General features: G+C 56.4%; 23 protein-coding genes. 12 read left to right on the plus strand and 11 right to left on the minus strand.

What is annotated here, in order from left to right:
• The first annotated feature begins 77 nt into the window (after positions 1-77).
• The 4 genes from CNE01S_RS04045 to CNE01S_RS04060 all read left to right on the plus strand — a co-directional run bounded on the left by CNE01S_RS04045 (position 78) and on the right by CNE01S_RS04060 (position 3,660).
• Positions 78-1,004 carry an ABC transporter ATP-binding protein gene (locus CNE01S_RS04045; RefSeq protein ID WP_061273657.1) on the plus strand — a complete coding sequence of 309 codons (927 nt, stop codon included), beginning with the start codon at positions 78-80 and terminating at the stop codon, positions 1,002-1,004.
• Positions 1,001-1,771 carry an ABC transporter permease gene (locus tag CNE01S_RS04050; RefSeq protein ID WP_008461840.1) on the plus strand — a complete coding sequence of 257 codons (771 nt, stop codon included), beginning with the start codon at positions 1,001-1,003 and terminating at the stop codon, positions 1,769-1,771. Before CNE01S_RS04045 ends, CNE01S_RS04050 begins: the two co-directional genes overlap by 4 nt.
• Before the next feature lie 115 nt (positions 1,772-1,886).
• Entirely contained in the window at positions 1,887-2,318 is a 432-nt protein-coding gene (locus tag CNE01S_RS04055; RefSeq protein WP_061273658.1) for a PTS sugar transporter subunit IIA, read from the plus strand.
• Between the two features lie 91 nt (positions 2,319-2,409).
• Positions 2,410-3,660 carry a polysaccharide deacetylase family protein gene (locus CNE01S_RS04060; RefSeq protein ID WP_061273660.1) on the plus strand — a complete coding sequence of 417 codons (1,251 nt, stop codon included), beginning with the start codon at positions 2,410-2,412 and terminating at the stop codon, positions 3,658-3,660.
• Positions 3,661-3,726: 66 nt separating this feature from the next.
• Here the strand turns inward: CNE01S_RS04060 and panD are convergent, their stop codons facing one another.
• From panD to thpR, 9 genes are all read right to left on the minus strand, one after another.
• On the minus strand, positions 3,727-4,107 hold the full coding sequence (gene panD, locus CNE01S_RS04065; protein ID WP_008461846.1) for an aspartate 1-decarboxylase: 381 nt from the start codon (positions 4,105-4,107) through the stop codon (positions 3,727-3,729).
• Between the two features lie 92 nt (positions 4,108-4,199).
• On the minus strand, positions 4,200-5,054 hold the full coding sequence (gene panC / locus CNE01S_RS04070) for a pantoate--beta-alanine ligase (protein ID WP_061273661.1): 855 nt from the start codon (positions 5,052-5,054) through the stop codon (positions 4,200-4,202).
• Between the two features lie 13 nt (positions 5,055-5,067).
• Positions 5,068-5,862 (minus strand): 3-methyl-2-oxobutanoate hydroxymethyltransferase, encoded by a 795-nt coding sequence (panB, locus tag CNE01S_RS04075; RefSeq protein ID WP_061273663.1) that lies wholly within the window; start codon positions 5,860-5,862, stop codon positions 5,068-5,070.
• Positions 5,863-5,906: 44 nt separating this feature from the next.
• A complete protein-coding gene (gene folK, locus CNE01S_RS04080) occupies positions 5,907-6,386 on the minus strand; it encodes a 2-amino-4-hydroxy-6-hydroxymethyldihydropteridine diphosphokinase (protein ID WP_061273665.1) in 480 nt (159 codons plus the stop codon).
• Positions 6,383-7,783 carry a polynucleotide adenylyltransferase PcnB gene (gene pcnB, locus CNE01S_RS04085; protein WP_217495806.1) on the minus strand — a complete coding sequence of 467 codons (1,401 nt, stop codon included), beginning with the start codon at positions 7,781-7,783 and terminating at the stop codon, positions 6,383-6,385. Before pcnB ends, folK begins: the two co-directional genes overlap by 4 nt.
• A gap of 57 nt (positions 7,784-7,840) precedes the next feature.
• Positions 7,841-8,725, minus strand: a complete 885-nt coding sequence (gene gluQRS, locus CNE01S_RS04090; RefSeq protein ID WP_061273666.1) for a tRNA glutamyl-Q(34) synthetase GluQRS — start codon at positions 8,723-8,725, stop codon at positions 7,841-7,843.
• Positions 8,726-8,797: 72 nt separating this feature from the next.
• Positions 8,798-9,253, minus strand: coding sequence for an RNA polymerase-binding protein DksA (dksA, locus tag CNE01S_RS04095; RefSeq protein ID WP_008460361.1), 456 nt, complete (start codon positions 9,251-9,253; stop codon positions 8,798-8,800).
• A gap of 190 nt (positions 9,254-9,443) precedes the next feature.
• Positions 9,444-10,148, minus strand: a complete 705-nt coding sequence (sfsA, locus tag CNE01S_RS04100) for a DNA/RNA nuclease SfsA (protein ID WP_061273668.1) — start codon at positions 10,146-10,148, stop codon at positions 9,444-9,446.
• The gene (gene thpR / locus CNE01S_RS04105) at positions 10,149-10,688 is read right to left on the minus strand and encodes an RNA 2',3'-cyclic phosphodiesterase (protein WP_061273671.1); all 540 of its coding nucleotides are present in this window, start codon (positions 10,686-10,688) and stop codon (positions 10,149-10,151) included.
• 73 nt (positions 10,689-10,761) lie between these two features.
• Between thpR and hrpB the strand changes: the two genes are divergently transcribed.
• The 6 genes from hrpB to fhuB all read left to right on the plus strand — a co-directional run bounded on the left by hrpB (position 10,762) and on the right by fhuB (position 22,091).
• Entirely contained in the window at positions 10,762-13,197 is a 2,436-nt protein-coding gene (gene hrpB, locus CNE01S_RS04110) for an ATP-dependent helicase HrpB (RefSeq protein WP_061273750.1), read from the plus strand.
• A gap of 147 nt (positions 13,198-13,344) precedes the next feature.
• On the plus strand, positions 13,345-15,906 hold the full coding sequence (mrcB, locus tag CNE01S_RS04115; protein WP_061273673.1) for a bifunctional glycosyl transferase/transpeptidase: 2,562 nt from the start codon (positions 13,345-13,347) through the stop codon (positions 15,904-15,906).
• 256 nt (positions 15,907-16,162) lie between these two features.
• Positions 16,163-18,370, plus strand: a complete 2,208-nt coding sequence (gene fhuA / locus CNE01S_RS04120; RefSeq protein ID WP_061273675.1) for a ferrichrome porin FhuA — start codon at positions 16,163-16,165, stop codon at positions 18,368-18,370.
• A gap of 48 nt (positions 18,371-18,418) precedes the next feature.
• Complete coding sequence (fhuC, locus tag CNE01S_RS04125; RefSeq protein WP_061273677.1) at positions 18,419-19,216, plus strand: Fe3+-hydroxamate ABC transporter ATP-binding protein FhuC; 798 nt, start codon at positions 18,419-18,421, stop codon at positions 19,214-19,216.
• A complete protein-coding gene (gene fhuD / locus CNE01S_RS04130; protein WP_061273679.1) occupies positions 19,216-20,115 on the plus strand; it encodes a Fe(3+)-hydroxamate ABC transporter substrate-binding protein FhuD in 900 nt (299 codons plus the stop codon). Before fhuC ends, fhuD begins: the two co-directional genes overlap by 1 nt.
• A complete protein-coding gene (gene fhuB, locus CNE01S_RS04135; RefSeq protein WP_425430194.1) occupies positions 20,115-22,091 on the plus strand; it encodes a Fe(3+)-hydroxamate ABC transporter permease FhuB in 1,977 nt (658 codons plus the stop codon). The genes fhuD and fhuB overlap by 1 nt, the downstream gene beginning before the upstream one ends.
• A 53-nt stretch (positions 22,092-22,144) precedes the next feature.
• On the opposite strand, the gene hemL is transcribed toward fhuB, so the two are convergent.
• A complete protein-coding gene (hemL, locus tag CNE01S_RS04140) occupies positions 22,145-23,425 on the minus strand; it encodes a glutamate-1-semialdehyde 2,1-aminomutase (protein WP_061273681.1) in 1,281 nt (426 codons plus the stop codon).
• 177 nt (positions 23,426-23,602) lie between these two features.
• Here hemL and clcA point away from each other — a divergent pair, with 177 nt between their 5' ends.
• Positions 23,603-25,024, plus strand: a complete 1,422-nt coding sequence (gene clcA, locus CNE01S_RS04145) for a H(+)/Cl(-) exchange transporter ClcA (protein WP_061273683.1) — start codon at positions 23,603-23,605, stop codon at positions 25,022-25,024.
• A gap of 80 nt (positions 25,025-25,104) precedes the next feature.
• Positions 25,105-25,449 carry an iron-sulfur cluster insertion protein ErpA gene (gene erpA / locus CNE01S_RS04150; RefSeq protein WP_038475460.1) on the plus strand — a complete coding sequence of 115 codons (345 nt, stop codon included), beginning with the start codon at positions 25,105-25,107 and terminating at the stop codon, positions 25,447-25,449.
• A 50-nt stretch (positions 25,450-25,499) separates the two neighbouring features.
• Here the strand turns inward: erpA and CNE01S_RS04155 are convergent, their stop codons facing one another.
• Entirely contained in the window at positions 25,500-26,120 is a 621-nt protein-coding gene (locus tag CNE01S_RS04155; RefSeq protein ID WP_061273685.1) for a TRIC cation channel family protein, read from the minus strand.
• Between the last annotated feature and the right edge of the window lie 16 nt (positions 26,121-26,136).

The following is a 26,136-nucleotide window of genomic DNA, read 5'->3' on the forward strand; positions in this document are numbered from 1 at the left end:
CCGAGAAGTGCGATGGGGTAATATAGGGTAACTCAACGAATTTTCAAACAAGTACCGAATAAGGTAAGCGAATACCCATGACAATTGCATTGGAACTGGAACAGTTAACGAAAACCTATCCTGGTGGCGTTCAGGCGCTGCGTGGCATAGATCTTCGTGTTGAGGCGGGCGATTTCTATGCGCTGCTCGGCCCTAACGGTGCGGGCAAATCCACCACCATCGGTATCATCAGCTCGCTGGTGAATAAAACCTCGGGCCGCGTGCGGGTGTTTGGCTACGACCTGCAAAAAGATGTGGTCAACGCCAAACGCCAGCTTGGCCTGGTTCCCCAGGAATTCAACTTCAACCCGTTTGAGACAGTGCAGCAGATAGTCGTGCACCAGGCGGGTTACTACGGCGTTGAGCGCAGCGAAGCGATAGCACGCAGCGAAAAGTACTTAAAACAGCTCGATCTGTGGGAAAAACGCAACGAACGTGCGCGTATGTTATCCGGGGGGATGAAGCGCCGCCTGATGATTGCCCGCGCGCTGATGCACGAGCCAAAGCTGCTGATTCTGGACGAACCTACCGCAGGCGTAGACATTGAACTGCGCCGTTCTATGTGGGGCTTCCTGAAAGATCTCAACGACAAAGGCACCACCATTATTCTGACTACCCACTATCTGGAAGAAGCCGAAATGCTGTGCCGCAACATCGGCATTATTCAGCGCGGTGAGCTGGTGGAAAACACCTCGATGAAGTCACTGCTTTCCAAACTGAAATCAGAAACCTTTATCCTGGATTTGGCCCCTAAAAGCCCATTGCCTAAGCTGGACGGCTACCAGTATCGACTGGTGGATACGTCCACGCTAGAGGTCGAAGTTCTGCGTGAACAGGGGATTAACAGCGTGTTCAGCCAGCTAAGTGCACAGGGGATTCAGGTGCAGAGTATGCGTAACAAAGCTAACCGTCTCGAAGAGCTGTTCGTGACGCTGGTAAACGGTAAACAAGGGGATCGGTTATGATGCAGCTGTACTGGGTGGCGCTGAAAAGCATCTGGACCAAAGAGGTTCACCGCTTCGCCCGTATCTGGATCCAGACGCTGGTTCCGCCGGTCATCACCATGACCCTGTACTTTATTATCTTCGGCAACCTGATTGGTTCGCGTATCGGCGAAATGCATGGCTTCACCTACATGCAGTTTATCGTGCCGGGTCTGATCATGATGGCGGTGATCACCAACGCCTATGCCAACGTCGCTTCCTCGTTCTTCAGCGCGAAGTTTCAGCGCAATATCGAAGAGCTGCTGGTGGCGCCAGTACCCACGCACGTGATCATTGCGGGCTATGTGGGCGGTGGCGTAGCGCGTGGCCTGTGTGTGGGTATTCTGGTCACGGCGGTGTCACTGTTCTTCGTCCCGTTCCAGGTGCATTCCTGGCTGTTCGTGGCGTTGACGCTGGTGCTGACGGCTATCCTGTTCTCGCTGGCCGGTCTGTTGAACGCTGTCTTTGCCAAAACGTTCGATGATATCAGCCTGATCCCGACCTTCGTGCTGACGCCGCTGACCTATCTGGGCGGGGTGTTTTACTCCCTGACTCTGCTGCCACCATTCTGGCAGGCGCTCTCGCACCTGAACCCTATCGTCTACATGATTAGCGGCTTCCGTTTTGGTTTCCTCGGCATTACCGATGTGCCATTGGTGACTACCGTCGGCGTACTGGCAATCTTTATCGTCGTGTTTTACCTGTTGTGCTGGTATCTCATCCAGCGCGGTCGCGGACTGCGCACCTGATTTTCTCTTCTTAATCCCCCTCTTTAGGGGGATTTTTCTTACGCCAAATTGATACGCATCAGGCTACTTATTCAGCATTCTGGCACACTGTCGCTCCATAAACAGGAGAGACTTTATGCTTGGCTGGGTCATTGCCGGACACGACGACTACGCACAAAAGATGCTGGATGCCCTCGAACAGCGTTTTGGTCCACAACCGCAGTGCAGTGCGGTTAATTTCTGGAAAGGATTAAGCACCAATATGCTAAGCCGGATGATGTGCGATGCGCTCCACCACTGTGACTCGGGCGACGGCGTCATTTTTCTGACCGATATAACCGGCGAGGCGCCGTATCGGACCGCAGCGCTGATGAACCATAAGCATGAGCACTGCGAAGTCATCTCCGGCGTGACGCTTCCGCTGCTTTTAGTGATGCGGGAGCTGCGGGAAAATATCTCCAGCGAAGCCTTTCGGCAGCTAATTGTGGAGCAGGGCGGGGATACGGTGACCAGCCTATGGCATCAGCAGCAAAAGAATCCGCCGTTTGTATTGCTACACAAATATTAAGGGTATCTGTTTATTCGGGTTGGTATTCACCCGTCTTTTGCTAAAATAATGACTTCCTTCCGTCTTTCCGACAAAAACTGATTAATTTGCCATGTTAACTCGCCTTGTTTATTGCGTAATGCTGGTCATCAGCATCGGGCCTGCCCAGGCTAGCCTGCTCAGTAGTCACGACACGCCAGCTCAGTATATGCAAACCACCGAAGATGCCGATATCTGGGCGCAGGTCGGTGATGAGGTAATCTCCGTCGGTCGTATCGGTCAGGGCCAGATTCTGGCAGTGGTGCCGACGCCCGCAGATTACTATGAGTTTAATTTTGGCTTTGGCACCGGGTTTATCGATAAGGCGCACCTTGGCCCGGTAAAAGGCAAGCAGCGAGTGGAAGACCGACTGGGCGATCTCAACAATCCGTTGAGTAACCAAAATTTGATCACCTTCCGCGACGTGGCTATCTATAGCGAGCCGGCAACCTCGTCGGCGGTGTTTGGCACGCTGGCAGATAACCTGCGTTACCCGATCATCGGCAAGCTGAAGGATCGCCTGAACCAAACTTGGTACCAAATCCGCATCGGCAACCGGCTGGGCTACATCAGCAGCCTGGACGCGCAGCAGGATAACGGCATTCCGGTTCTGACCTATCACCACATTCTGCGCGATGAAGAAAATACGCGTTTCCGCCATACGTCGACGACAACCTCGGTGGTCGCGTTCAGCAACCAGATGACCTGGCTGCGTGATATGGGTTACACCACGCTGACGATGTACCAGCTGGAAGGCTACGTGCGTAACCGTATGAACCTCCCGGCTCGCTCGGTGGTGATTACCTTTGATGACGGGCTGAAATCAGTCTATCGCTACGCATTCCCGATTCTTAAACAGTACGGTTTTAAAGCGACGGCATACATCATCTCGTCACGTATTAAACGCCATCCACAGCCGTGGAATCCAAAGTCTCTACAGTTTATGAGTATTTCTGAGCTGGAGGCGATTCAGAGCGTGTTTGATATTCAGTCACACACGCATTTCCTGCATCGCGTTGATAACTATCGTCGCCCGATTCTTCTGAGCCGTAGCTACCACAATATCCTGTTTGATTTTGAGCACTCGCGCCGCGCGCTGTCGCAGTTCAATCCGCACGTGCTTTACCTGTCCTATCCGTTTGGCGGTTATAACGATATCGCGGTGAAAGCGGCGAATGACGCAGGTTTCCATATGGCGGTCACGACGGTACGTGGCAAGGTGAAACCAGGCGACAACCCGTTCTTATTGAAACGGCTTTACATTATGAGAACAGATTCGCTGGAGACGATGTCGAGGACGATTACCAATCAGCCTGAGTCGTGAGTATGTGAGCTAAAGTGGGGGTGTTCGATACCCTCTCCTACGTGAGGAGAGGGCGAGGGGCGGTGGTTATGCGACCTGAACCGGCACGGCTTTCGCGAGACGCTTCATCTCATTCTCACCGTCAAAGTAGGCCACTTTAGGCTGCCAGCTGCGGGCCTGCTCATCCGGCATGGTGACGTAGCTGGCGATAATCAGAATGTCGCCGACGTCTGCACAGTGTGCCGCCGCGCCGTTAACGGAAATGATTTTAGAGCCGCGTTCACCGGCGATAGCGTAGGTAGAGAAACGCTTCCCGTTGGTGACGTTGTAGATGTCGATGGCTTCATATTCCAGAATGCCTGCCGCCTCAAGGAAGTCCTGATCGATGGCGCAGGAGCCTTCGTAATGCAAGTCCGCCTGAGTCACTTTGACGCGGTGTAACTTGCCTTGCAGCATGGTGCGAATCATAAACTTGAACCTTTGTTACTGGGCTTAAAAAGCGCGAATACCACCCGCGCCGTGAATATTTGAGGCAGTATTGCCCTTTTTATTTGGGCTGTCTACTGCGCCAGATCGACGGTGATATTATCAATCAGTCGAGCCTGGCCAAGCCAGGCGGCCATCAGGATCACCGCTCGTTTGCTTTCCGTTGACAGCTCCAACAAAGTGTCCGCATCGCGTATTTGCAGGTCATCGGAACGGAAACCTTTTTCGTTCAGTTCGGTTGCCGCGAGGATCAGCATCTCTTCGGTATCACGATCGCCGCCGCGCAGTTTGTCCGCCAGGCTATTCATCACCTTGCTCAATCCTGGGGCGATTTTACGCTGGTCGGCGGTCAGGTAACCATTACGAGAGCTGAGCGCCAGGCCGTCTTTAGCGCGTACGGTAGGCACGCCAATAATCTCAATATCGTAACCCATATCGGCGACCATTTTGCGGATCAGCGCCAGCTGCTGATAATCCTTCTGGCCAAAGCAGGCAACGTCAGGCTGAACCAGATTGAACAGCTTGCTGACGATGGTGGACACGCCACGGAAATGCCCTGGACGGCTGGCGCCCTCCAGCATGGTGGAGATGCCTGGCACATCCACAAAAGTTTGCGTGTCGAGGCCCTGAGGGTAAACGTCAACCGGCGCCGGGGCGAAGACCATATCCACCTTGCGGCGGTTCAGTTTTTCGCAATCTTCCTGCAGGGTGCGCGGGTAGCGGGCCAAATCATCCGGCCTGTCAAACTGCATCGGATTGACGAAAATACTGACCACGACCACATCAGCAACGGCTTTGGCTTCTTCAACCAGCGTCATGTGCCCATCGTGCAGGTTGCCCATGGTAGGCACCAGAGCGATGCGCTTGCCCTCCTGGCGCCAGCGGCGAATCTGCTGACGCAGCAGCGGTAACGTTTCGATAATCAGCACAACCTTTCTCCTGTCAGTAAAAACTGTGTTCGTTGCCCGGATAACTGCCGGATTCGACTTCACTCATGTACTGGCGCACCGCGGCGCGAATATCGCCGGTCTCAGCAAGGAAATTCTTCGCAAACTTAGGAATATGGCCGCCGGTTATCCCGAAGGCATCATGCATGACCAGAATCTGCCCGTCCGTGACGTTGCCCGCGCCGATGCCAATCACCGGGATAGAAAGCGCTTCGGTTACGCGCTTAGCCAACTCGACGGGAACGCATTCCAGCACCAGCAGTTGCGCGCCAGCAGCTTCGAGCGCCAGGGCGTCGTCCAGCAGCGTTTGCGCGGCCTGTTCGTCACGGCCCTGAACTTTATAACCGCCAAAAATATTGACCGACTGCGGTGTTAATCCCAAATGGCCACAAACAGGAACGGCGCGCTCAGTCAGCATTTTCACCGTTTCAGCCAGCCAGCGTCCGCCTTCGATTTTCACCATGTTAGCGCCGGCACGCATCACCTCAGCGGAGTTGGCAAACGCCTGCTCCGGCGTGGCGTAGGCCATAAACGGCAGGTCGGCCAGCAGCAGGCAGTTTGGTGCGCCGCGGCGAACCGCGCGGGTGTGATACGCAATGTCTTCCACCGTGACCGGCAGCGTAGAGTCGTGGCCCTGAACCGTCATGCCCAGCGAATCGCCAACCAGCAAAACGCCGACGCCTTCGTCAGCAAACAGCTTAGCGAAGCTAAAATCATAGGCGGTTAGGGTGGCGAATTTCTTGTTGTCCTGCTTGAGCTTACGCAGGGTGGAGGTGGTAGTGGGTTTCATCATCATCCCCGGAGAAAGGTTTGAACAGGATACGGGCGCGCTGTTTACCAGCGAGTAATACCCTCCTGGGAGAGGTTAGCCAGTATCGCGGCAACAGATTGCCCGTCGGGAAAGCGGCATTCCGGTGCTATTTCTAGCAGAGGAACCAGCATAAACGCGCGGTTCTTCATGTCGTAATGAGGCACGGTCAGGCGTTCGGTATGCATCACTTCATCGCCAAACAGCATAAGATCGAGATCTAACGTCCGCGGCCCCCAGCGTTCTTCTTTGCGCACGCGACCATGCTCCAGTTCAATACGTTGAGTATGGTCCAGAAGGGCTTCGGCAGACAGGCCGGTATCCAGCACCACGGCAGCATTCAGGTAATCTGGCTGATCCTGTGGGCCTAGCGGGGGAGTGCGGTAAAACGAAGATGTTGCCACCATTCGACTTTGCGGAATGGTGGCCAGGGCGTCAAGGGCAGATGAAACCTGCTCCAGCGGCGACGCCTGATTACTGCCCAGCGCGATATACGCGAGGGTCATGAACTACCTTCGCGGCGTGGCGCACGTTTACGCGGGCGACGGGTACGGCGGCGAGCTGCAGGCTCATCGCCAAGGTCGTTCAGCATATCTTTTTGCATTGGCGGCGCAGCCACCTGGAATTCGCCCCACCACTTGGTCAGGCGCAGCAGTTCCTGGTTGTTCTCGACTTCCGCGCGCAGCGCCAGCAGGTCGTAAGAGGCCCGGAATTTAGGATGCTCCATCAGCTTCCAGGCTCGTTTACCCTGGCGGCGTGACAGGCGAAGCTGCAGGCCCCAGATGTCACGCACCAGCGTAGTAATGCGTTTTGGAATCGCCAGCGCGCGGCAGGCTTCATCCAGCACTTCATTCATCGCCAGCGCAAAGGCGTCGTAGTAGGCGAGGCCGCTTTCCTGGGCAATTTTTTGCGCCATTTCCAACTGCGGATACCAGAACATCGCCGCAAACAGGAACGCCGGGTTCACGCGCATATCGTTGTGAATGCGGTTATCGGTATTCTTCAGCACCAGCGCAATAATGCGCTCCATCGGACTGTCGCCCTGCTCGGTGAAGTAGCGGGTGATGATCGGGAACAGCGGCTGGAACAGCTGATATTCACGCAGCAGCTGGTAGGTTTCAAACCCGTATCCGGCCTGCAGGAGTTTGAGCGACTCTTCAAATAAACGCGCCGGTGGCACATCGTTAAGCAGCGTTGCGAGGCGGGGAATCGGTTCGCCGGTTTCCGGGCTGATGGTCATGTTCAGCTTGGCGGCAAAGCGCACCGCGCGCAGCATTCGCACCGGATCTTCGCGGTAGCGCGTTTCCGGGTCGCCAATCAGACGGATGATACCTTTGTTCAGATCGTTCAGGCCGCCGACGTAATCCCGCACGGAGAAATCGGCCACGCTGTAATAAAGGCTGTTGATGGTGAAGTCACGACGCTGGGCATCTTCTTCGATAGAACCAAAGATGTTGTCGCGTAGCAGCATGCCGTTCTGGCCACGCTGTGAGGTCTGGCGGTCGGCAGACTGCTGCTCTTCATGATGGCCGCGGAAGGTGGCCACTTCGATGATTTCTGGCCCGAACATGACGTGAGCCAGGCGGAAACGGCGGCCTACCAGGCGGCAGTTACGGAACAGTTTGCGAACTTGTTCTGGCGTCGCGCTTGTGGTGACGTCGAAATCTTTCGGTTTTTTGCCCAGCAGCAGATCGCGGACACCGCCGCCGACGAGGTAAGCCTCGTAGCCTGCTTTGTTCAAACGGTAGAGCACCTTGAGGGCATTTTCACTGATATCTTTGCGGGAAATAGCGTGCTGGTCACGCGGGATAACAGTAATGTGCGGGAGAGTTTCGCTCTCCTCGACCACGACGTCATCGCGGTTAAGCACCTTGCGGCAAAAATTAGCGACTCGGGTAAAAATAGTCCACCTCGGCAGTGTCAATCATAGGGACAAAAAAAAACAGCGGCTAATCATAGCTCAGTGTGGGGCATTTGAGAATGATGTATTCACCGGCACATTATTCAGCGACCAGTTCGTTATGGCTTGCTCAAGCAGTCTTTCCAGCGTTAGATCCTGCCAGCTGTCCGCTACTTGTTGATTTAAAAAGCGCAACGCGTCTACCAGCAGCGGGCGAGGATCGCCCTGCGGCAGCGCGGGCGCGTGATTCTGCTTCGAAAGCTTAGAACCTTGCTCGTTGAGCGCCAGCGGCAGATGAATATAGCCGGGCGCGGGCCAGCCAAATTGCTGGTATAGGGAGATTTGCCGCACCGTCGGCTCAATCAAATCTGCACCGCGTACGATCTCCGTCACGCCCTGGAAATGGTCATCCACGACGACAGCAAGATTATAGGCGAACAGGCCGTCACGGCGGTGAATGATGAAATCTTCCCGCGCCAAAGCCTCATCGGCATGCAATTGCCCACGCAGGCCGTCCTGGAAACTCAGCACCGGGTTATTTTGCACCAGACGCATTGCGGCGTTTTGTGGCCCGTTGCCAAGGGTTCTGCAATGACCATCGTAGAAACCGCCGATCTGCTGGATACGGCTGCGGGTGCAGGTACAGTAATAGCTCAGCCCCTGCTGCTGGAGCCAGGCCAGCGCGGCGCGATAGGCATCGTGACGATGAGATTGCCACATAACCTCGCCATCCCAGTGCAGGCCGTAGTGCTCAAGCTGTTTGAGAATGGTGTCTGCGGCGCCGGGAACTTCACGAGGGGGATCGATATCTTCGATGCGTACCAGCCACCGGCCCCGTTGAGCGCGAGCCTGGAGGTAGCTGCCGAGAGCGGCAATCAGTGAGCCAAAATGCAGTTCCCCGGAAGGTGAGGGGGCAAAACGGCCAATGTAGAGTTGAGCTGACATTTTTTTGGGGTGCAATAAAGTAATATGGCGGGAGAGTCTCCCGCCATAGAGGTCTGGCATTTCCGAGAGCCGTTAGCCGGCCATCTGTTTTTCGCGGATTTCTGCCAACGTTTTGCAGTCGATACACAAATCAGCGGTCGGACGTGCTTCAAGGCGACGAATACCGATTTCTACACCGCAGGATTCGCAGTAGCCGAAATCTTCGTCTTCCACTTTCTTGAGCGTTTTTTCGATCTTTTTGATCAGTTTGCGTTCACGATCGCGGTTACGCAGTTCGAGGCTGAACTCTTCTTCCTGGGCCGCACGGTCAACCGGGTCCGGGAAGTTAGCCGCTTCATCCTGCATGTGCGAAACGGTGCGATCTACCTCGTCCCTGAGCTGATTACGCCATGCTTCAAGAATAAGCTTGAAGTGCGACAGCTGGGCTTCGTTCATGTACTCTTCGCCCGTTTTCTCCTGGTATGGCTCCACCCCAGCGATGGCGAGAATACTCAGGGACGACGTTTTACGCTTTTGCCCTTCTTGCATGTTGCTTCTCCTTAACACGCACTTATCGGTCCCCTGTCGGGGTAAAATCAGGCCGCTATAAATAGCAGATGCTTTTCAGGTTGGCAATTATATAAACTCCTCTCTTGACAACCGTGTGAAGAAAAGCTTATTTGCGAAACGACCCGACTATAAAAAAGACAATACGTTATCTGTCCTTAACCAGATGCTTTCATAAAAAGACAGGCAACGGCGTAGTTAGAGTCATCCTTTCGGCAGAAAGTTCTGCTTTCCAGGCGATAATTTCAACCCCACACTGCTGTGCCTCGGTCAACAGCCGCGCATATTTCTCATCAATGTGGCGGGCTGGCGAGACGCTATTGATAGCAGAATGTAATACCGCAAACAGTAGCACCGCGCGCTCTCCTTGCTGAACCACATTCATCAACTCTCTCAAATGTTTTTGGCCCCGCAGGCTCACGGCATCGGGAAAATAGCCTTTATCCTGCTCGAGCAACGTGACTGATTTCACTTCAATATAGCAGTTAACCTTGTTACTCGCTTGTAACATAAAGTCAATTCTGCTGCGTTCTTCACCGTATTTTACTTCGGCCTGAAGGCTGTCATAGCCCGCCAGCTCTACCGGCGGCGAGGTGGTCAGCATTTCCTTGACCAGGGTGTTCGCCCGTAACGTATTGACGCAAATTATCTCACCCTTTTGCGTTTGCGTAAGCTCCCAGGTATGGGGGTATTTGCGCGTCGGGCTGGCCGATGTGGAATACCAGACCGTGTCGCCTGGCGTAGCGCAGCCGGTCATTGCGCCAGTATTGGGGCAATGCAGGGTCATGGTTTCGCCGTGGGGGGTCACAACGTCCGCCAGAAAGCGTTTATAGCGTTTAATCAGCGTGGCGGGCTGCAGCGCGGGTGAAAACTCCATTTACTCTTCCTTATTAGTCAGCGACCAGTGTTCCAGCGCCTGATAGCGGGTTCTGCCCTGTTCAAACAGGGACTCGTACAGCGAAAATTCATTAACCTGGAATTGCCAGCTAAAGCCCGGGGCGGGGAGCGCCACGGAACGTATTGCATTGCGATAAAGCGTCACGTGGGGATGAAACGGCTGTGGAGACTGATAGCAGCCGCTGCGTGCGGCCTGGGAGCGTAACATATTGGCCAACTGCAGCAGGCCGCGTGGGGCCTGGCGTGGCCCCAGCCACACGACGCTTGAGCGCAGCCATTGCCCGGCATCGTCCAGGCGTAGCGTAAATCCGGGCTGACTAATTCTTCCGGCGAGTCGGCACAGTGCCTGACGTTTTTCGTCGGATACATCCCCTAAAAATGCCAGCGTGAGATGCAGATTGGCCGCGGCTACCGGTCGGCCTGCATCTGCCGGGAACTGGGCTGCGCGCCAGTGAATAATTTGCTGCTGAACCTCGGACGGTAACGTCAGGGCAAAAAACAGGCGTCGATTTTCGGCCATGGTTGTCTCTCGGTTATGGTTTGGCGGGATGCTACAATGCGCGACTGCCGATGTTAACCCTTTGGAGCCGTTTGTGTCCTCATTACCGGTTGCGGCCGTACTGCCGGAAGTGCTGAAAGCGCTCGAGTATGCCCCGCAAGTTTTGCTCAATGCCCCTACCGGCGCAGGTAAATCGACCTGGCTGCCGCTGCAAATCCTTCAGCAGAGTAAGCTGGAAGGCCGCATTTTGCTGCTCGAACCTCGTCGCCTTGCCGCGCGTAACGTTGCTCAGCGGCTGGCTGAGCTATTGGGTGAGAAACCGGGAGAAACCGTCGGTTACCGGATGCGCGCTGATAGCTGCGTGGGGCCAAATACCCGGCTGGAGGTGGTGACTGAAGGGATTTTAACACGGCTGATCCAACAGGATCCTGAGCTGAGCGGTATAGGGCTTGTGATCCTCGATGAATTCCACGAGCGAAGCCTGCAGGCCGATCTCGCCCTGGCGCTGCTGTTGGATGTGCAGGCTGGGCTTCGCGATGATCTTAAGATCCTGATTATGTCCGCAACGCTGGATAATCAGCGCCTGCAGCAATGCCTCCCTGATGCACCGGTGATTACTTCAGAAGGCCGCGCTTTCCCGGTTGAGCGTCGCTACATGGCGCTGCCGGCACATCAGCGCTTTGATGAGGCCGTAGCGAGCGCTGTGGCGGGATTGATGCGCGAAGAGTCCGGATCGCTGCTGCTGTTTTTGCCCGGCGTGGGCGAAATTCAGCGCGTGCAGGAGCAACTCAAAGAGCGAGTGGCGAGCGATGTTCAGCTTTGCCCATTGTACGGTGCTTTACCCCTGAGCGAGCAACGTAAAGCGATTCTGCCCGCCCCTGCGGGAACGCGTAAGGTGGTTCTGGCGACTAACATTGCTGAGACCAGCCTGACCATTGAGGGGATCCGCCTGGTGGTTGATGCGGCCCAGGAGCGAGTTGCGCGTTTTGATGCTCGTACCGGGCTGACCCGGCTGGTCACTCAGCGCGTGAGCCAGGCTTCTATGACCCAGCGGGCCGGGCGAGCAGGGCGTCTGGAGCCGGGGATTTGTCTGCATCTGATCGCCGCCGACCAGGCCGAACGTGCGGCGGCCCAGAGCGAACCGGAAATCCTACAAAGCGATTTATCCGGCCTGCTGCTTGAGCTATTGCAATGGGGCTGTCAGGACGTGCGCCAGTTGACCTGGCTTGATGTGCCGCCGGAGGTTAACCTTGCGGCCGCTCAGCGGTTGTTAAGACAGTTGGGTGCCGTTGACGAGCAGCAACGCCTGACGGCAGAAGGGCAAAAAATGGCGCAAATGGGCAATGACCCGCGTCTTGCCTCAATGCTGGTGAGGGCAAAAACGCCGGATGAACAGGCCACTGCCGCATGGCTGTCTGCAATCCTCGAAGAGCCGCCGCGTACTCAGGGCGGCGGTGATTTGCGGTCTATTTTCGACAGCAGAAACGGCAACTGGCGGCAGCGCTCTTCTCAGCTGCTGAAAAGAATGAATGCCCGGGGCGGGGAACTGGATATCTTGTTAGCCATGCCGCTGCTGGCCAGCGGATTTGCCGACCGTATCGCCAGGCGGCGCGGGGCTGAGGGGCGTTATCAGCTGGCGAACGGTATGGGCGCGATGTTGGAGCAGGATGACGCCATGACGCGGCATGAATGGCTGATTGCTCCTCTGCTGCTGCAGGGCAGCCAGTCGCCGGACGCTCGTATCCTGCTGGCGCTGCCGCTGGATGTCGAAGATCTTGTCGCTCGTATGCCGCATCTGCTGACCGAAAGTGATTCGGTGGAGTGGGATGAAGAGCGCGGATCGTTAAAAGCATATCGCCGTCGGCAAATCGGCAGGCTGGTGGTGAAAACCCAGCTGTTAGCGAAGCCTTCAGAAGATGAAATGCAGCAGGCGATTTTAAACGGGATCCGTGAACGCGGGCTTGGGCTACTTGAGTGGTCCGTTCCGGCTGAGCAACTGCGGTTGCGCCTGGCCTGTGCCGCTCGCTGGCTGCCGGAACAAAAGTGGCCGGAGGTAGACGACGAGGCGCTGCTGGCGAAGCTCGAAGACTGGCTGCTGCCGGAAATGCGAGGCGTGCATTCGCTACGTGCGTTGAAAAATATCGACCTCAACCGGGCGCTGGGTAATTTGCTTGACTGGCCAATGCGTCAACGGCTGGATAGTGCCCTGCCAACTCATTACACTGTGCCGACCGGAAGCCAGATTGCGATTCGCTACGACAGCGAAAATCCGCCAGTACTGGCGGTACGTATCCAGGAAATGTTTGGTGAAGCACAGACGCCTTGCATCGCCGATGGGCGCGTTCCGCTGGTGCTTGAGCTATTATCTCCGGCGCAGCGGCCGTTGCAGATCACCCGCGATTTAACGGCGTTCTGGAACGGAGCCTGGCGAGAAGTGCAGAAAGAGATGAAGGGACGTTATCCGAAGCACGTCTGGCCGGACGATCCGGCGAATACTGCCCCGACGCGCCGGACGAAAAAGTATTCCTGATACCCTCTCCCAATGGGTGAGGGAGCAAACACGAAAAGGCATTCTTGATAAGAATGTCTGGTTGTTTTTTGAGAGATTTCTTCTTTCGCATTACGCGGAAGAACGGAGAATCGGGCCTTTGCGCCTGAACTTTTGTGGAGAAGATGCATGGCGGGGAATGACCGCGAGCCTATTGGACGTAAAGGAAAACCAACGCGTCCGGCGAAAGAGAAGGTGAGCCGTCGTCGACTCAAGGAAGAGGAGTATGACGACGAGTATGAAGACGATGATTACGAGGACGAAGAACCTATGCCGCCGCGTAAGGGAAAAGGTAAGGGGAAAGGCTCGGGCCGCCCGTCGAAAAAACGCCGTTTCTTCTGGCTGTTGGTGAAGCTGGCGATCATCTTCTTTGTGGTGCTGGTTATTTACGGCGTGTACCTCGATCAGCAGATCCGCAGCCGCATTGACGGCAAAGTCTGGCAGCTTCCGGCGGCGGTCTATGGCCGTATGGTTAACCTTGAGCCGGATATGCCTTACAGCAAAGCGGAGATGGTGAAGCTGCTGGAAGCGACTCAGTACCGGCAGGTGTCGAGCATGACGCGTCCGGGTGAGTTCACCGTGCAGGGGAACAACATCGAGCTGATTCGCCGCCCGTTTGACTTCCCGGACGGTAAAGAAGGGCAGATTCGCGCTCGCCTGGTGTTCGACGGTGGTCATCTGGAATCTATCCAGAACATGGATAATAACCGCAGCTTCGGTATTTTCCGCCTCGACCCGCGTCTGATCACCATGCTTTCTTCGCCAAACGGCGAGCAGCGCCTGTTTGTGCCGCGTTCCGGCTTCCCGGATCTGCTGGTCGACACGCTGATTGCTACCGAAGACCGCCATTTCTACGAGCATGACGGGATAAGCATTTACTCCATTGGCCGCGCCGTTGTCGCTAACCTGACGGCCGGGCGAGCGGTGCAGGGCGGCAGTACGCTGACCCAGCAGCTGGTGAAAAACCTCTTCCTTAGTAACCAGCGTACGCTGTGGCGTAAAGCCAACGAAGCCTACATGGCGCTGATCATGGATGCACGCTACGACAAAGATCGCATCCTTGAGCTGTATCTGAACGAGGTATACCTCGGCCAGAGCGGCGACGATCAGATTCGTGGTTTCCCGCTGGCAAGCCTCTATTACTTCGGCCGCCCGGTGGAAGAGCTTAGCCTCGACCAGCAGGCATTGCTGGTGGGGATGGTAAAAGGCGCGTCGCTGTATAACCCGTGGCGTAATCCGAAGCTGGCGCTTGAACGTCGTAACCTGGTCCTGCGTCTGCTGCAGGAACAGAAAGTTATCGATCAGGAGCTGTATGACATGCTGAGCGCGCGTCCTCTGGGCGTGCAGCCTCGCGGCGGCGTTATCTCTCCTCAGCCTGCCTTTATGCAGATGGTGCGTCAGGAGCTTCAGGACAAGCTGGGCGACAAGGTGAAAGACTTATCCGGCGTGAAGATATTCACCACCTTTGACTCCGTGTCTCAGGATGCGGCAGAGAAAGCTGTGACCGAAGGCGTGCCGGTGCTGCGTGCATCCCGTAAGCTGAACGATCTGGAAGCGGCAATGGTCATTGTTGACCGCTTTACCGGTGAAGTTCGCGCGGTCGTCGGCGGTGCGGAACCGCAGTTTGCGGGCTTTAACCGTGCGCTGCAGGCTCGTCGCTCCATTGGCTCGCTGGCAAAACCGGCCACTTACCTGACGGCGCTGAGCCAGCCGGATAAGTTCCGGCTGAATACCTGGCTTGCCGATGCCCCGATTGGCATCAAACTGTCAAACGGCCAGGTCTGGTCGCCGCAGAACGATAATCACCAATACAGCGGACAAGTAATGTTGGTGGATGCGCTGACGCGCTCGATGAACGTGCCAACCGTAAACCTGGGGATGACGCTGGGCCTGCCGGCTATTACCGATACCTGGACCAAGCTTGGGGTACCAAAAGACCAGCTTAATCCGGTGCCGGCGATGATTCTGGGGGCGCTGAACCTGACGCCTATCCAGGTAGCGCAGGCGTTCCAGACTATTGCCAGCGGCGGTAACCGCGCCACGCTCTCCGCGCTGCGTTCGGTGATTGCCGAAGACGGCACCGTGCTGTATCAGAGCTTCCCGCAGGCGGAACAGGCGGTGCCTGCGCAGGCCGCTTATCTGACGCTGTTTGGTATGCAGCAGGTGGTGGCTCGCGGTACGGGCCGTGCCCTGGGCGGTAAATACCCGAACCTGCACCTGGCGGGGAAAACCGGGACCACCAACAACAACGTCGATACCTGGTTTGCCGGGGTTGATGGCCGCGAAGTGACCATTACCTGGGTTGGCCGCGATAACAACCAGCCGACTAAGCTGTACGGTGCCAGCGGCGCAATGTCTCTGTACCAGCGTTATCTGGCGAACCAGTCCCCGATCCCGCTGGATCTGACTCAGCCCGAAGATATCGTGGATATGAGCGTCAACGGCGCGGGCTACTTCCAGTGCAGCGGCGGTGGCGATCGCGTTCTGCCGGTCTGGACGACGAACCCGAGCGCGCTTTGCCAGCAAAGCCAGCAGGAAGAGCAGTCGGCTAACCCGTTCAGCCAGACGCCAGCAGGCCAGCAGCCGCAGCAACAACCGCAGCAGCAGCCTCAACAGCAGCAACAGCCCGCTCAGGAACAGAAAAGCGATGGTGTTGCAGGCTGGATTAAGGACATGTTCGGCAGTAACTAACCACGCTTCACTTATAAACCTCTCCCTGAATGGGGGAGGTTTTTTTTCGCCTGCTTTTTCCCGCCGAAACGCGTTCCTTATCTTAAATTTCACACGCCAATAACACCTCATAAACCATCAGGTTATTTCTTATTCCCTTAGTATTCGCGCGGATGTGAAGCACTTGCTATGCAGCAAACGTTTCGTCTATTATCCTGCGGGCATAATAATAATTATCGTTTACGTTATCATTTACTACTTCACCAGAGAAAATATCATGGCGCGTTCACTCCCTGGTCAGCCAGCCAAAAACCCTGTCCGTAAGCTTGCCCTTTTCGTGGCGGCGGCGGTGGGCACCGTCAGCGCAAATAGCTTCGCGGCGGATACCGGCACGACCAAAAAAGAAGACACAATTACCGTTTCAGCCGCCGCGGTGCCGGCCGAAAGCGCATGGGGGCCATCGCCAACCATCGCCGCCAAGCGCAGCGCCACGGCGACCAAAACCGATACCCCGATTGAAAAGACCCCGCAGTCTATTTCGGTGGTGACCCGCGAAGAGATGGATACCCGTCAGCCGCAGACGGTGAAAGAAGCCCTGGATTACACGCCTGGCGTGTTCTCTACTCGCGGAAGTTCTTCAACTTATGACGTGGTCTCCATTCGTGGTTTCACGACATCTTCGACCGTTAACACTAACCAATATCTGGATGGCATGAAGCTGCAGGGAGATAACTACTCTGAAGCTTCTATGGATCCTTATTTCCTGGAGCGTGTTGAGCTGCTGCGTGGCCCTGTGTCTGTGCTTTATGGTAAAAGCCATCCAGGCGGCGTAGTGAGTATGGTCAGCAAGCGCCCAACGACCGAGCCGCTGCACGAAATTCAGTTTAAGATGGGCACCAACAACCTGTGGCAAACCGGTTTCGACTTCAGCGATGCGCTGGATGATAACGGTGAATTCTCCTACCGCCTGACTGGCTTAGGCCGCAGCGAAAATGCCCAGCAAGAAATGGTCAAATCAAACCGCTACGCTATTGCTCCATCCTTTAGCTGGCGCCCTAATGACAAAACAGATTTCACCTTCCTGAGTAACTTCCAAAGCGATCCTAACGCGGGTTATTACGGCTGGCTTCCTCGCCAGGGCACGGTTGTTCCTTACGTTGATGCCAACGGCAACTCTCACAAATTGCCTACCGATTTCAATGAAGGTGAGAGAGACAACAAAATGTCTCGTCGCCAGCAAATGGTTGGCTATAGCTTCGCGCACGAGTTTAACGACACCTGGACCGTTCGCCAGAATCTTCGTTATACGCGCGTTCACACGCTCTATGATTCCGTTTACGGAAATGGCTATGTCTCTCCTGGACAGATTAGCCGGGCCTACGTTCGTTCTGACGAAGACCTTAATAACTTCTCTGTAGATACTCAGGCGCAGGCTAAATTCGCCACCGGGGCGGTTGACCATACCCTGCTGACCGGCGTTGATTACATGCGTATGCGCAACGACATTGATGCTATGTATGGCTCTGCAGACCCACTTAGCATGAGTAATCCGCAGTACGGCAACGCGAACGTTGTGACTAACTTCCCTTATGCAGTCATTAACCGTCAGCAGCAGACGGGGCTTTACATGCAGGATCAGGCGGAGTGGAACAGGTTCGTTCTGACGCTGGGTGGCCGATATGATTTTGCTAAAACGTCTACGTTTACTCGCTCCTTAGGAACATTGGCTGAAGTTAGCGATAACCAATTCACGTGGCGCGGTGGCCTGAATTATCTGTTCGATAATGGTATTTCCCCTTACGTGAGCTACAGCGAATCCTTTGAACCGGTGTCAGGCTCTACCAAGCAAGGTAAGCCATTCGATCCGTCTAAAGGTAAACAGTACGAAGCTGGCGTGAAGTACGTACCTAAAGACATGCCGGTCACTGTTACCGCTGCCGTTTATCATCTGACGAAAGACAAGAACTTAACTGTCGATCCGAACGATAATGCCTTTAGTGTTCAGGGGGGAGAAATTCGCTCCCGTGGCCTGGAGCTGGAAGCCAAAGCTGCCGTTAGTGCGAATATTAACCTGACCGCTTCTTACACCTACACAGATGCTGAATATACCCATGACACGCTGTATCAGGGTAAACGTCCGGCAGAAGTGCCACGTAACATGGCCTCCCTGTGGGCTGATTACACCTTCCACGAAACCGCGCTGAGTGGATTCACCTTCGGGGCTGGCGCTCGTTATGTTGGCGCAACGTCCAGCTTCTATGCTTCTGGCCCTCAAGTGAACGAAACGTTTAACGTGCCGAGCTATACCGTTGCCGATGCTATGGTTAAGTACGATCTGGCTCGATTCGGCTTGCCTGGCTCTTCCGTGGCTGTGAACGTCAACAACCTGTTCAACCGTGAGTATGTCTCAAGTTGCTACCGTGACTATGCATGCTACTGGGGCGCCGAACGTCAGGTGGTTGCTACCGCGACCTTCCGCTTCTAACTTGTCTCCCGGGCACGGTTCGCCGTGCCCTTCACTAAGATGGCTACCATGCAGGATAAACAACTTCATCCCGACACGACTTTTAGCCTCACCGATGTCACGTTCCGCGTGCCAGGCCGCACGCTACTCCATCCGCTGTCTATCACCTTCCCGGTGGGCAAAGTTACAGGCCTGATTGGCCATAACGGCTCAGGTAAATCGACGCTGCTGAAAATGCTGGGCCGTCACCAGAAACCTTCTGAGGGTGAAATTCTGCTGAACTCACAGCCGCTGGATAGCTGGAGCAGCAAAGCTTTTGCCCGTCAGGTCGCCTATCTACCCCAGCAGCTCCCGGCCGCTGAGGGAATGACGGTGCGTGAGCTGGTGGCGATTGGCCGCTATCCGTGGCATGGGGCGTTGGGGCGTTTTGGCGTGGCTGACCGCGAGCTGGTGGATGAGGCAATTAGCCTGGTTGGGTTGAAGCCGTTCGCGCATCGCCTGGTGGACAGCTTGTCCGGCGGCGAGCGCCAGCGGGCGTGGATTGCCATGCTGGTGGCGCAGGATAGCCGCTGTTTATTGCTTGATGAACCCACCTCTGCGCTGGATATTGCCCACCAGGTAGATGTGCTGGCGCTGATTCATCGTCTTAGCCAGGAGCGCGGCCTGACGGTGGTTGCCGTTCTGCACGATATCAATATGGCTGCACGCTATTGTGATAACCTGGTGGCGCTGCGCGGCGGGGAAATGATTGCTCAGGGTACGCCAGAGACGCTGATGCAAAGCGATACGCTGGAGCACATCTACGGTATTCCGATGGGCATCCTGCCGCACCCGGCGGGGGCTGCGCCGGTAAGTTTTGTTTATTGATGAGCCGTATGAATGACTTTCTGTTGACCCGTCGCCGCCTTCTGGCGGCGATGGCGCTTTCACCGCTGCTGCTAAAGCTTCCAGCGGCGCAGGCGGCGGTGCCGGATGCAAAACGCATCATCGCGCTGGAGTGGCTGCCCGTTGAGCTGATGATGGCGTTGGGCGTGACGCCGATGGCCGTCGCCGACATTCCTAATTACCAGATTTGGGTTAACGAACCTAAGCTGCCGGAAGGCGTGGTGGATGTTGGCCTGCGCACCGAGCCTAACCTTGAGCTGATGGCGCAGCTAAAACCGTCTCTAATTCTCTATTCCGCAGGCTACGGCCCTTCGCCAGACAAAATCACCCGTATCGCGCCCGGACTGGGATTCAATTTTAACGATGGTTCCGGCAAGCCGCTGGAGATTGCGCGTAAATCACTCATTCAGTTGGGGGATACGCTGGGCATGCAGCAGGCCGCCAGTGACCATCTGGCCAAATTTGATGCGTTCATTGCCAACATGAAGCCCCGCTTTGCCGCTCGCGGCAACCGCCCGGTACTGCTGATGTCATTTTTGGATAATCGTCATGCACTGGTGGTGGGCAAGCACAGCTTATTCGAACAAGTGATGGATCTGCTGGGGGTGAAAAATGCCTGGCAAGAAGAAACGAATTTCTGGGGAACGGCGGTCGTCGGGATTGAACGCCTGGCCGCGATAAGAGACGCCGATGTGCTGTGCTTCGACCATAAAAACGAAGCGGTTGCCCGCCAGGTGACGGCCACGCCGCTGTGGAAAGCAATGCCGTTTATCCGCCAGAACCGTTTTCAACAAGTTCCCGCCGTCTGGCTTTATGGCACGACGATGTCGGCGATGCACTTTGCCCGCGTGCTGGACGACGGCCTGAGGAGCCTGGCCTGATGAGACGTCACGTTATTTTCCCTGCCAGCCTGCTGCTGGTTCTGTTTATCTGCGCGCTTTGGCTGACGCTGCATAACATGAATGGCGTCTTACCTTCCTCGCAGTGGCGCAGCGCCTTTGTCGCGCCGGACATCGACCATGTTCAACAGATGCTGTTTCACTTCAGCCTTCTGCCGCGCCTGGCGATATCTCTCCTGGTGGGGGCCGGGCTGGGACTAGTCGGCGTCCTGTTCCAGGAGGTGCTGCGAAATCCGCTGGCGGAGCCGACAACGCTTGGCGTAGCCAGCGGCGCCCAGCTTGGCGTCACGGTCGCCACGCTTTGGGTGTTGCCGTTGGCAGCCCAGCCGTTTGCGGCGCTGATAGGTGCGGCGGTTGTTGGCCTGCTTGTCTTCGGCGTAGCCTGGGGTAAACGGATGTCGCCGGTCACGCTGATTCTTGCGGGCCTGGTGCTGAGCCTTTACTGCGGGGCGGTCAACCAGCTGCTGGCTATCTTCCACCACGATCAGCTGCAGAATATGTTCTTGTGGAGTACCGGGTCACTCAATCAGCAGGACTGGAGCAGCGTTGAAAGTCTGTGGCCGCGTTTGCTGGGCGGCCTGCTGCTAACGCTGCTGTTGCTGCGCCCTTTGACGCTGATGGGGCTGGACGATGGCGTAGCCCGCAATCTCGGTCTGGCGCTTTCTCTGGTACGGCTGGCGACGCTGGCGCTGGCGATTGTGATCAGCGCTCAGCTGGTCAACGCGGTCGGTATTGTCGGTTTTATCGGGCTGTTCGCGCCTTTGCTGGCAAAAATGTTAGGCGCTCGCCGCCTTGCGGCTCGTTTATTCCTCACCCCGCTGATTGGGGCGCTGATCCTCTGGCTTTCCGACCAGGTTGTGGTCTGGCTCTCCAGCGTGTGGGGCGAAGTCTCTACCGGAACGATTACCGCACTTATTGGCGCACCTATCTTGCTGTGGCTGCTGCCGCGTCTGCGTACCAGCGGTGCACCGTCCATGAGCGCAGGAGACCACGTTCAGGCTGAACGCCAGCGTGTACTGCTTTGGGTTGCCGCAGGTCTTGGTGTTCTGCTACTGGTGATTGCTGCCGCGCTGGCTCTGGGGCGCGATGCTCATGGCTGGCGCTGGCTGAGCGGCGCGCTCTTTGATGATGTGCTGCCGTGGCGCTGGCCGCGAGTTATGGCTGCTCTGACCGCAGGCGTGATGCTGGCGGTTGCGGGCTGCCTGATCCAGCGGTTAACCGGCAATGCGATGGCAAGCCCGGAAGTGCTGGGGATCAGCTCCGGTGCGGCCTTTGGCGTGGTGCTGATGCTGTTTATTGTCCCGGGGAATGCTTTTGTCTGGCTTCTGCCAGCAGGCAGTCTTGGCGCGGCGGTGACGTTGCTGATCATCATGATCGCTGCCGGGCGCGGGGGCTTTTCACCTCAGCGTATGTTGTTGGCCGGGATGGCGCTCAGTACCGCCTTTACCATGCTGCTGATGATGCTGATGGCAAGCGGCGATCCGCGTATGGCGACGCTGCTGACCTGGATTTCTGGCTCGACGTATAACGTAACCGGTGATCAGGCCGTGAGGACGCTGGCGGTGATGATTGTGCTGTTAGCGATCACGCCGCTGCTGCGCCGCTGGCTGGTGATTTTACCGCTGGGTGGTGCGACGGCGAGAGCGGTTGGTATGGCATTAACGCCCTCACGCTTTGCGCTGTTGTTACTGGCTGCAACGCTGACCGCCACGGCAACGTTAATCGTGGGCCCATTAAGCTTTGTCGGGCTGATGGCGCCGCATATCGCTCGTATGCTTGGTTTCCGCAGGGCAATGCCGCAGATAGCGATGGCCGGGGTTTTTGGCGGAATGCTAATGATTCTGGCTGACTGGTGCGGCAGGATGATTCTGTTCCCGAATCAGGTGCCGGCGGGGCTGCTGGCGACGTTTATCGGCGCGCCTTACTTCGTTTATCTGCTGAGAAAGCAGGGAAGGTAACTCTCACTTAGCCCTCTCTCAATATCAAAGAGAGGGCAGAGTGAGGTGAAAGATTACAGCTTCGCAAACACGCGGCGCGCCGCGTCGATGGTTCTCTGAATATCTTCTTTACTGTGTGCCACTGACATAAAGCCCGCCTCAAAGGCTGACGGCGCAAGGTACACGCCTTCTTCCAGCATCAGGTGGAAGAAGCGCTTGAAACGCTCTACGTCGCACGCAACCACGTCTTTATAGCAGGTCACGGTTTCTGCATCGGTGAAGAACAGGCCGAACATGCCGCCGACGTTATTCACCACCAGCGGGATGTTTTCTGCTTTTGCTGCATTCAGCAAGCCATTAGCCAGCATTTCCGTCAGCTCGGTGAGGGTCTGGTGAATGCCAGGCTGCGACACTTCAGTCAGACAGGCAAAGCCCGCCGCCATTGCGATAGGGTTACCGGAGAGCGTGCCCGCCTGGTAAACCGGGCCGGTTGGCGCCAGGGCGTCCATGATTTCGCGGCGGCCACCGAACGCACCGACCGGCATCCCGCCGCCGATGATTTTGCCGAGGCAGGTCAGGTCTGGCTCTACGCCGTAGTATGACTGAGCGCCCGCCAGCGCCACGCGGAAGCCGGTCATCACTTCATCGATAATCAGCAATGCGCCGAATTCGTCGCATAGCGCGCGTAGGCCTGGCAGGAAGTCTGCGTTAGGCGGAATGCAGTTCATGTTGCCAGCGACGGGTTCAACAATGATACAGGCGACATCCTGCGGATATTGCTCAAAGGCTTCGCGCACGGAGGCCAGATCGTTATAGGTGCAGGTCACGGTGTGTTTCGCAAAGTCTGCCGGCACGCCCGGAGAGTTCGGTTGGCCGAGAGTCAGCGCGCCGGAGCCGGCTTTCACCAGCAGGCAGTCCGCGTGGCCGTGGTAGCAGCCTTCGAACTTGATGATTTTATCGCGGCCGGTGTAGCCGCGAGCCAGGCGGATTGCGCTCATGGTGGCTTCGGTACCGGAGTTCACCATACGAACCATATCCATTGTTGGCACGAGCTCACAAACCAGCTCCGCCATTTTCACTTCCATTTCGGTTGGTGCCCCGAAGCTCAGGCCGCGCTCAACGGCTTCGATAACCGCATTGCGGATCGCCGGATGGTTGTGGCCGAGCACCATTGGGCCCCACGAGCCGACATAATCAATATAGGCTTTACCGTCTGCGTCATACAGGTAAGCCCCGTCCGCACGCTCGATAAACAGTGGCACACCGCCCACGCCGGTAAAGGCGCGTACCGGTGAGTTAACGCCGCCGGGAATGACCTGGCGGGCTGCGGCGTACAGGTTTTCAGACTTACTCATGAATCGGCTCCTGATTCGTGGAAATGGTGACAGCGGGCTATTCTATGTGAAACCAGCGCTGCGTTGAAATATTTGCCCAAATCAAACGTTACGGTTTATTAGCTAATTTAATAAGACGAAGGTCTTATCTGTGGGTAAAATGCCCGCCTTATTTGTATGACTAAACGGTTTGAACCCATGAATTTAGCCCATGATGCTCTCGACCCGGCGCAAAGCGTAAGCCAGCGTCGCGGCGCTATTCTGCGTCGCCTGATTGGCCAGGATAAAATGCCGCTAATGATTCTATTGATGGCTGCCATCGTGGGAACCCTGGCGGGCCTGGTCGGCGTGGCGTTTGAGAAATCGGTCAACTGGGTGCTTCAGCACCGTATCGGTATGCTGGCGCAGGTCGCCGACAGCGCCTGGCTGGTGTGGCCGCTGGCGTTTATCAGCTCCGCGCTGCTGGCGATGGTGGGTTATTTCCTGGTGCGCCGTTTTGCGCCGGAGGCCGGTGGTTCGGGCATTCCTGAAATAGAAGGTGCGCTGGAAGATTTGCGGCCAGTGCGCTGGTGGCGGGTGATCCCGGTGAAATTCATCGGCGGGATGGGTACGCTGGGCGCGGGAATGGTGCTGGGGCGCGAAGGGCCAACGGTGCAGCTCGGCGGCAATATCGGGCGAATGGTCACCGACATTTTTCGCATGAAAGGCGCAGAAGCTCGTCACTCACTGCTGGCAACCGGCGCTGCGGCCGGGCTATCTGCGGCGTTTAATGCGCCGCTGGCCGGGATTCTGTTTATCATCGAAGAGATGCGCACCCAGTTCCGCTACAACCTGATTTCGATAAAAGCGGTGTTTATTGGCGTGATTATGTCGAGCATCGTGTTCCGCATTTTTAATACCGAAACCACGGTGATTCAGGTGGGCAAACTGGCGGATGCGCCGGTCAACACGCTGTGGCTGTATCTGATCCTCGGCATGATTTTTGGCATTGTCGGCGTGGTGTTTAACCGGCTGGTGATCGGCGCTCAGGATATGTTCCAGCGCATTCACGGCGGCAACATTAAGAAGTGGGTGCTGATCGGCGGGCTTATTGGCGGGCTTTGTGGCGTGCTGGGGCTTATCCAGCAGGCGGCGTCCGGCGGTGGGTTTAGCCTGATCCCGATTGCGGCGATGGGGAACTACACCATCGGTATGCTGCTGTTCCTGTTTGTGGCTCGCGTTATCACGACTCTGCTGTGTTTTTCCTCCGGCGCACCCGGCGGTATTTTTGCCCCGATGCTGGCGCTGGGCACGCTGTTGGGCACGGCTTTCGGCACGGCCTGCGCGGCCTGGTTCCCCGCGTATCATTTGGATATGGGCACCTTTGCGATTGCCGGAATGGGGGCGTTGTTGGCGGCCTCGCTGCGTGCTCCGCTAACCGCTATCGTGCTGGTGCTTGAGATGACGGATAATTACCAGCTCATTCTGCCAATGATTATCACCTGCCTTGGGGCGACACTGTTGGCACAATTTCTGGGCGGGAAACCGCTATACTCGGTAATTCTGGCAAGAACCCTGGCAAAACAAGAGGCTGAGAAGGCTCGAGCGAACGAGCAGGCTTCCGCCGGGCAGAATACTTGAACGAATTACTCGGGTATTAGATAATGCCGCAAAAGTGCGGGTTGTTTTCTGCCCGACTTGTTAATTGTTGGGAGCAAAAAATGAGTGATGACGTAGCGCTGCCGCTGCAGTTTACCGAAGCCGCAGCCAATAAAGTGAAAAGTCTGATTGCAGACGAAGAGAACCCTGATCTGAAACTTCGCGTCTATATCACCGGTGGTGGTTGCAGCGGCTTCCAGTATGGCTTCACCTTTGACGACCAGATCAACGACGGCGACATGACCATCGAGAAACAGGGCGTTGCTCTGGTTGTGGATCCGATGAGCCTGCAATACCTGGTCGGCGGCGCGGTAGATTACAGCGAAGGCCTGGAAGGCTCCCGCTTCGTGGTGACTAACCCGAACGCGAAAAGCACCTGCGGGTGTGGTTCCTCCTTCAGCATCTGATGAGCTGCTGAAACAAAAAAGCCGCGTTTGATACGCGGCTTTTTTTATGGCTATTGTCGGTCAGTTAGCGCAAAGGTCGGCAGTTTAAGGTGCCAGTAGATGGCCGCCAGGCGAATCACCAATGTTACCACCATCCCAATCATACTGGCCTGATCCAGCGGGACGTTAAAGGTATGGTAAGCCGTGGCGTGGACGATACCGCCAATAATACAGGCGGTGGCGTAAATTTCGGTGCGCAGAATCATCGGGACTTCACGGGCCAGCACGTCGCGGATGATCCCGCCGCCTACGCCGGTGATTACGCCCATGCAGATTGCAACCAGCGGGCTGGCATGCGCGAGAAAAGCTTTATTGACGCCAATACCCACGAACACCGCCAGGCCGACGGCATCCAGCACGGGAAGCACCCATTTGGGTAAACGTCGCGGCTGTCGCACCAGGACTATCGTCAGCATGCAGGTCACCATGGCGACCACAAGGTCTGTGGGATCTTTTACCCAGAATACCGGGCCGTTGGCTAACGCCATATCGCGAATTGTTCCTCCGCCTACCGCGGTAACCACCCCAAGCACCAGCACGCCAAAGGGATCCATCCGCAGCTTTCCGGCCAACAAAACGCCGGAAATAGCGAACACGGCGGTACCGACAATATCCAGCCAATAGACCAGCATTTATGACCCTCAGAGC

The sequence above is a fragment of the Cedecea neteri NBRC 105707 = ATCC 33855 genome (assembly GCF_001571265.1).
GTDB lineage: Bacteria > Pseudomonadota > Gammaproteobacteria > Enterobacterales > Enterobacteriaceae > Cedecea > Cedecea neteri.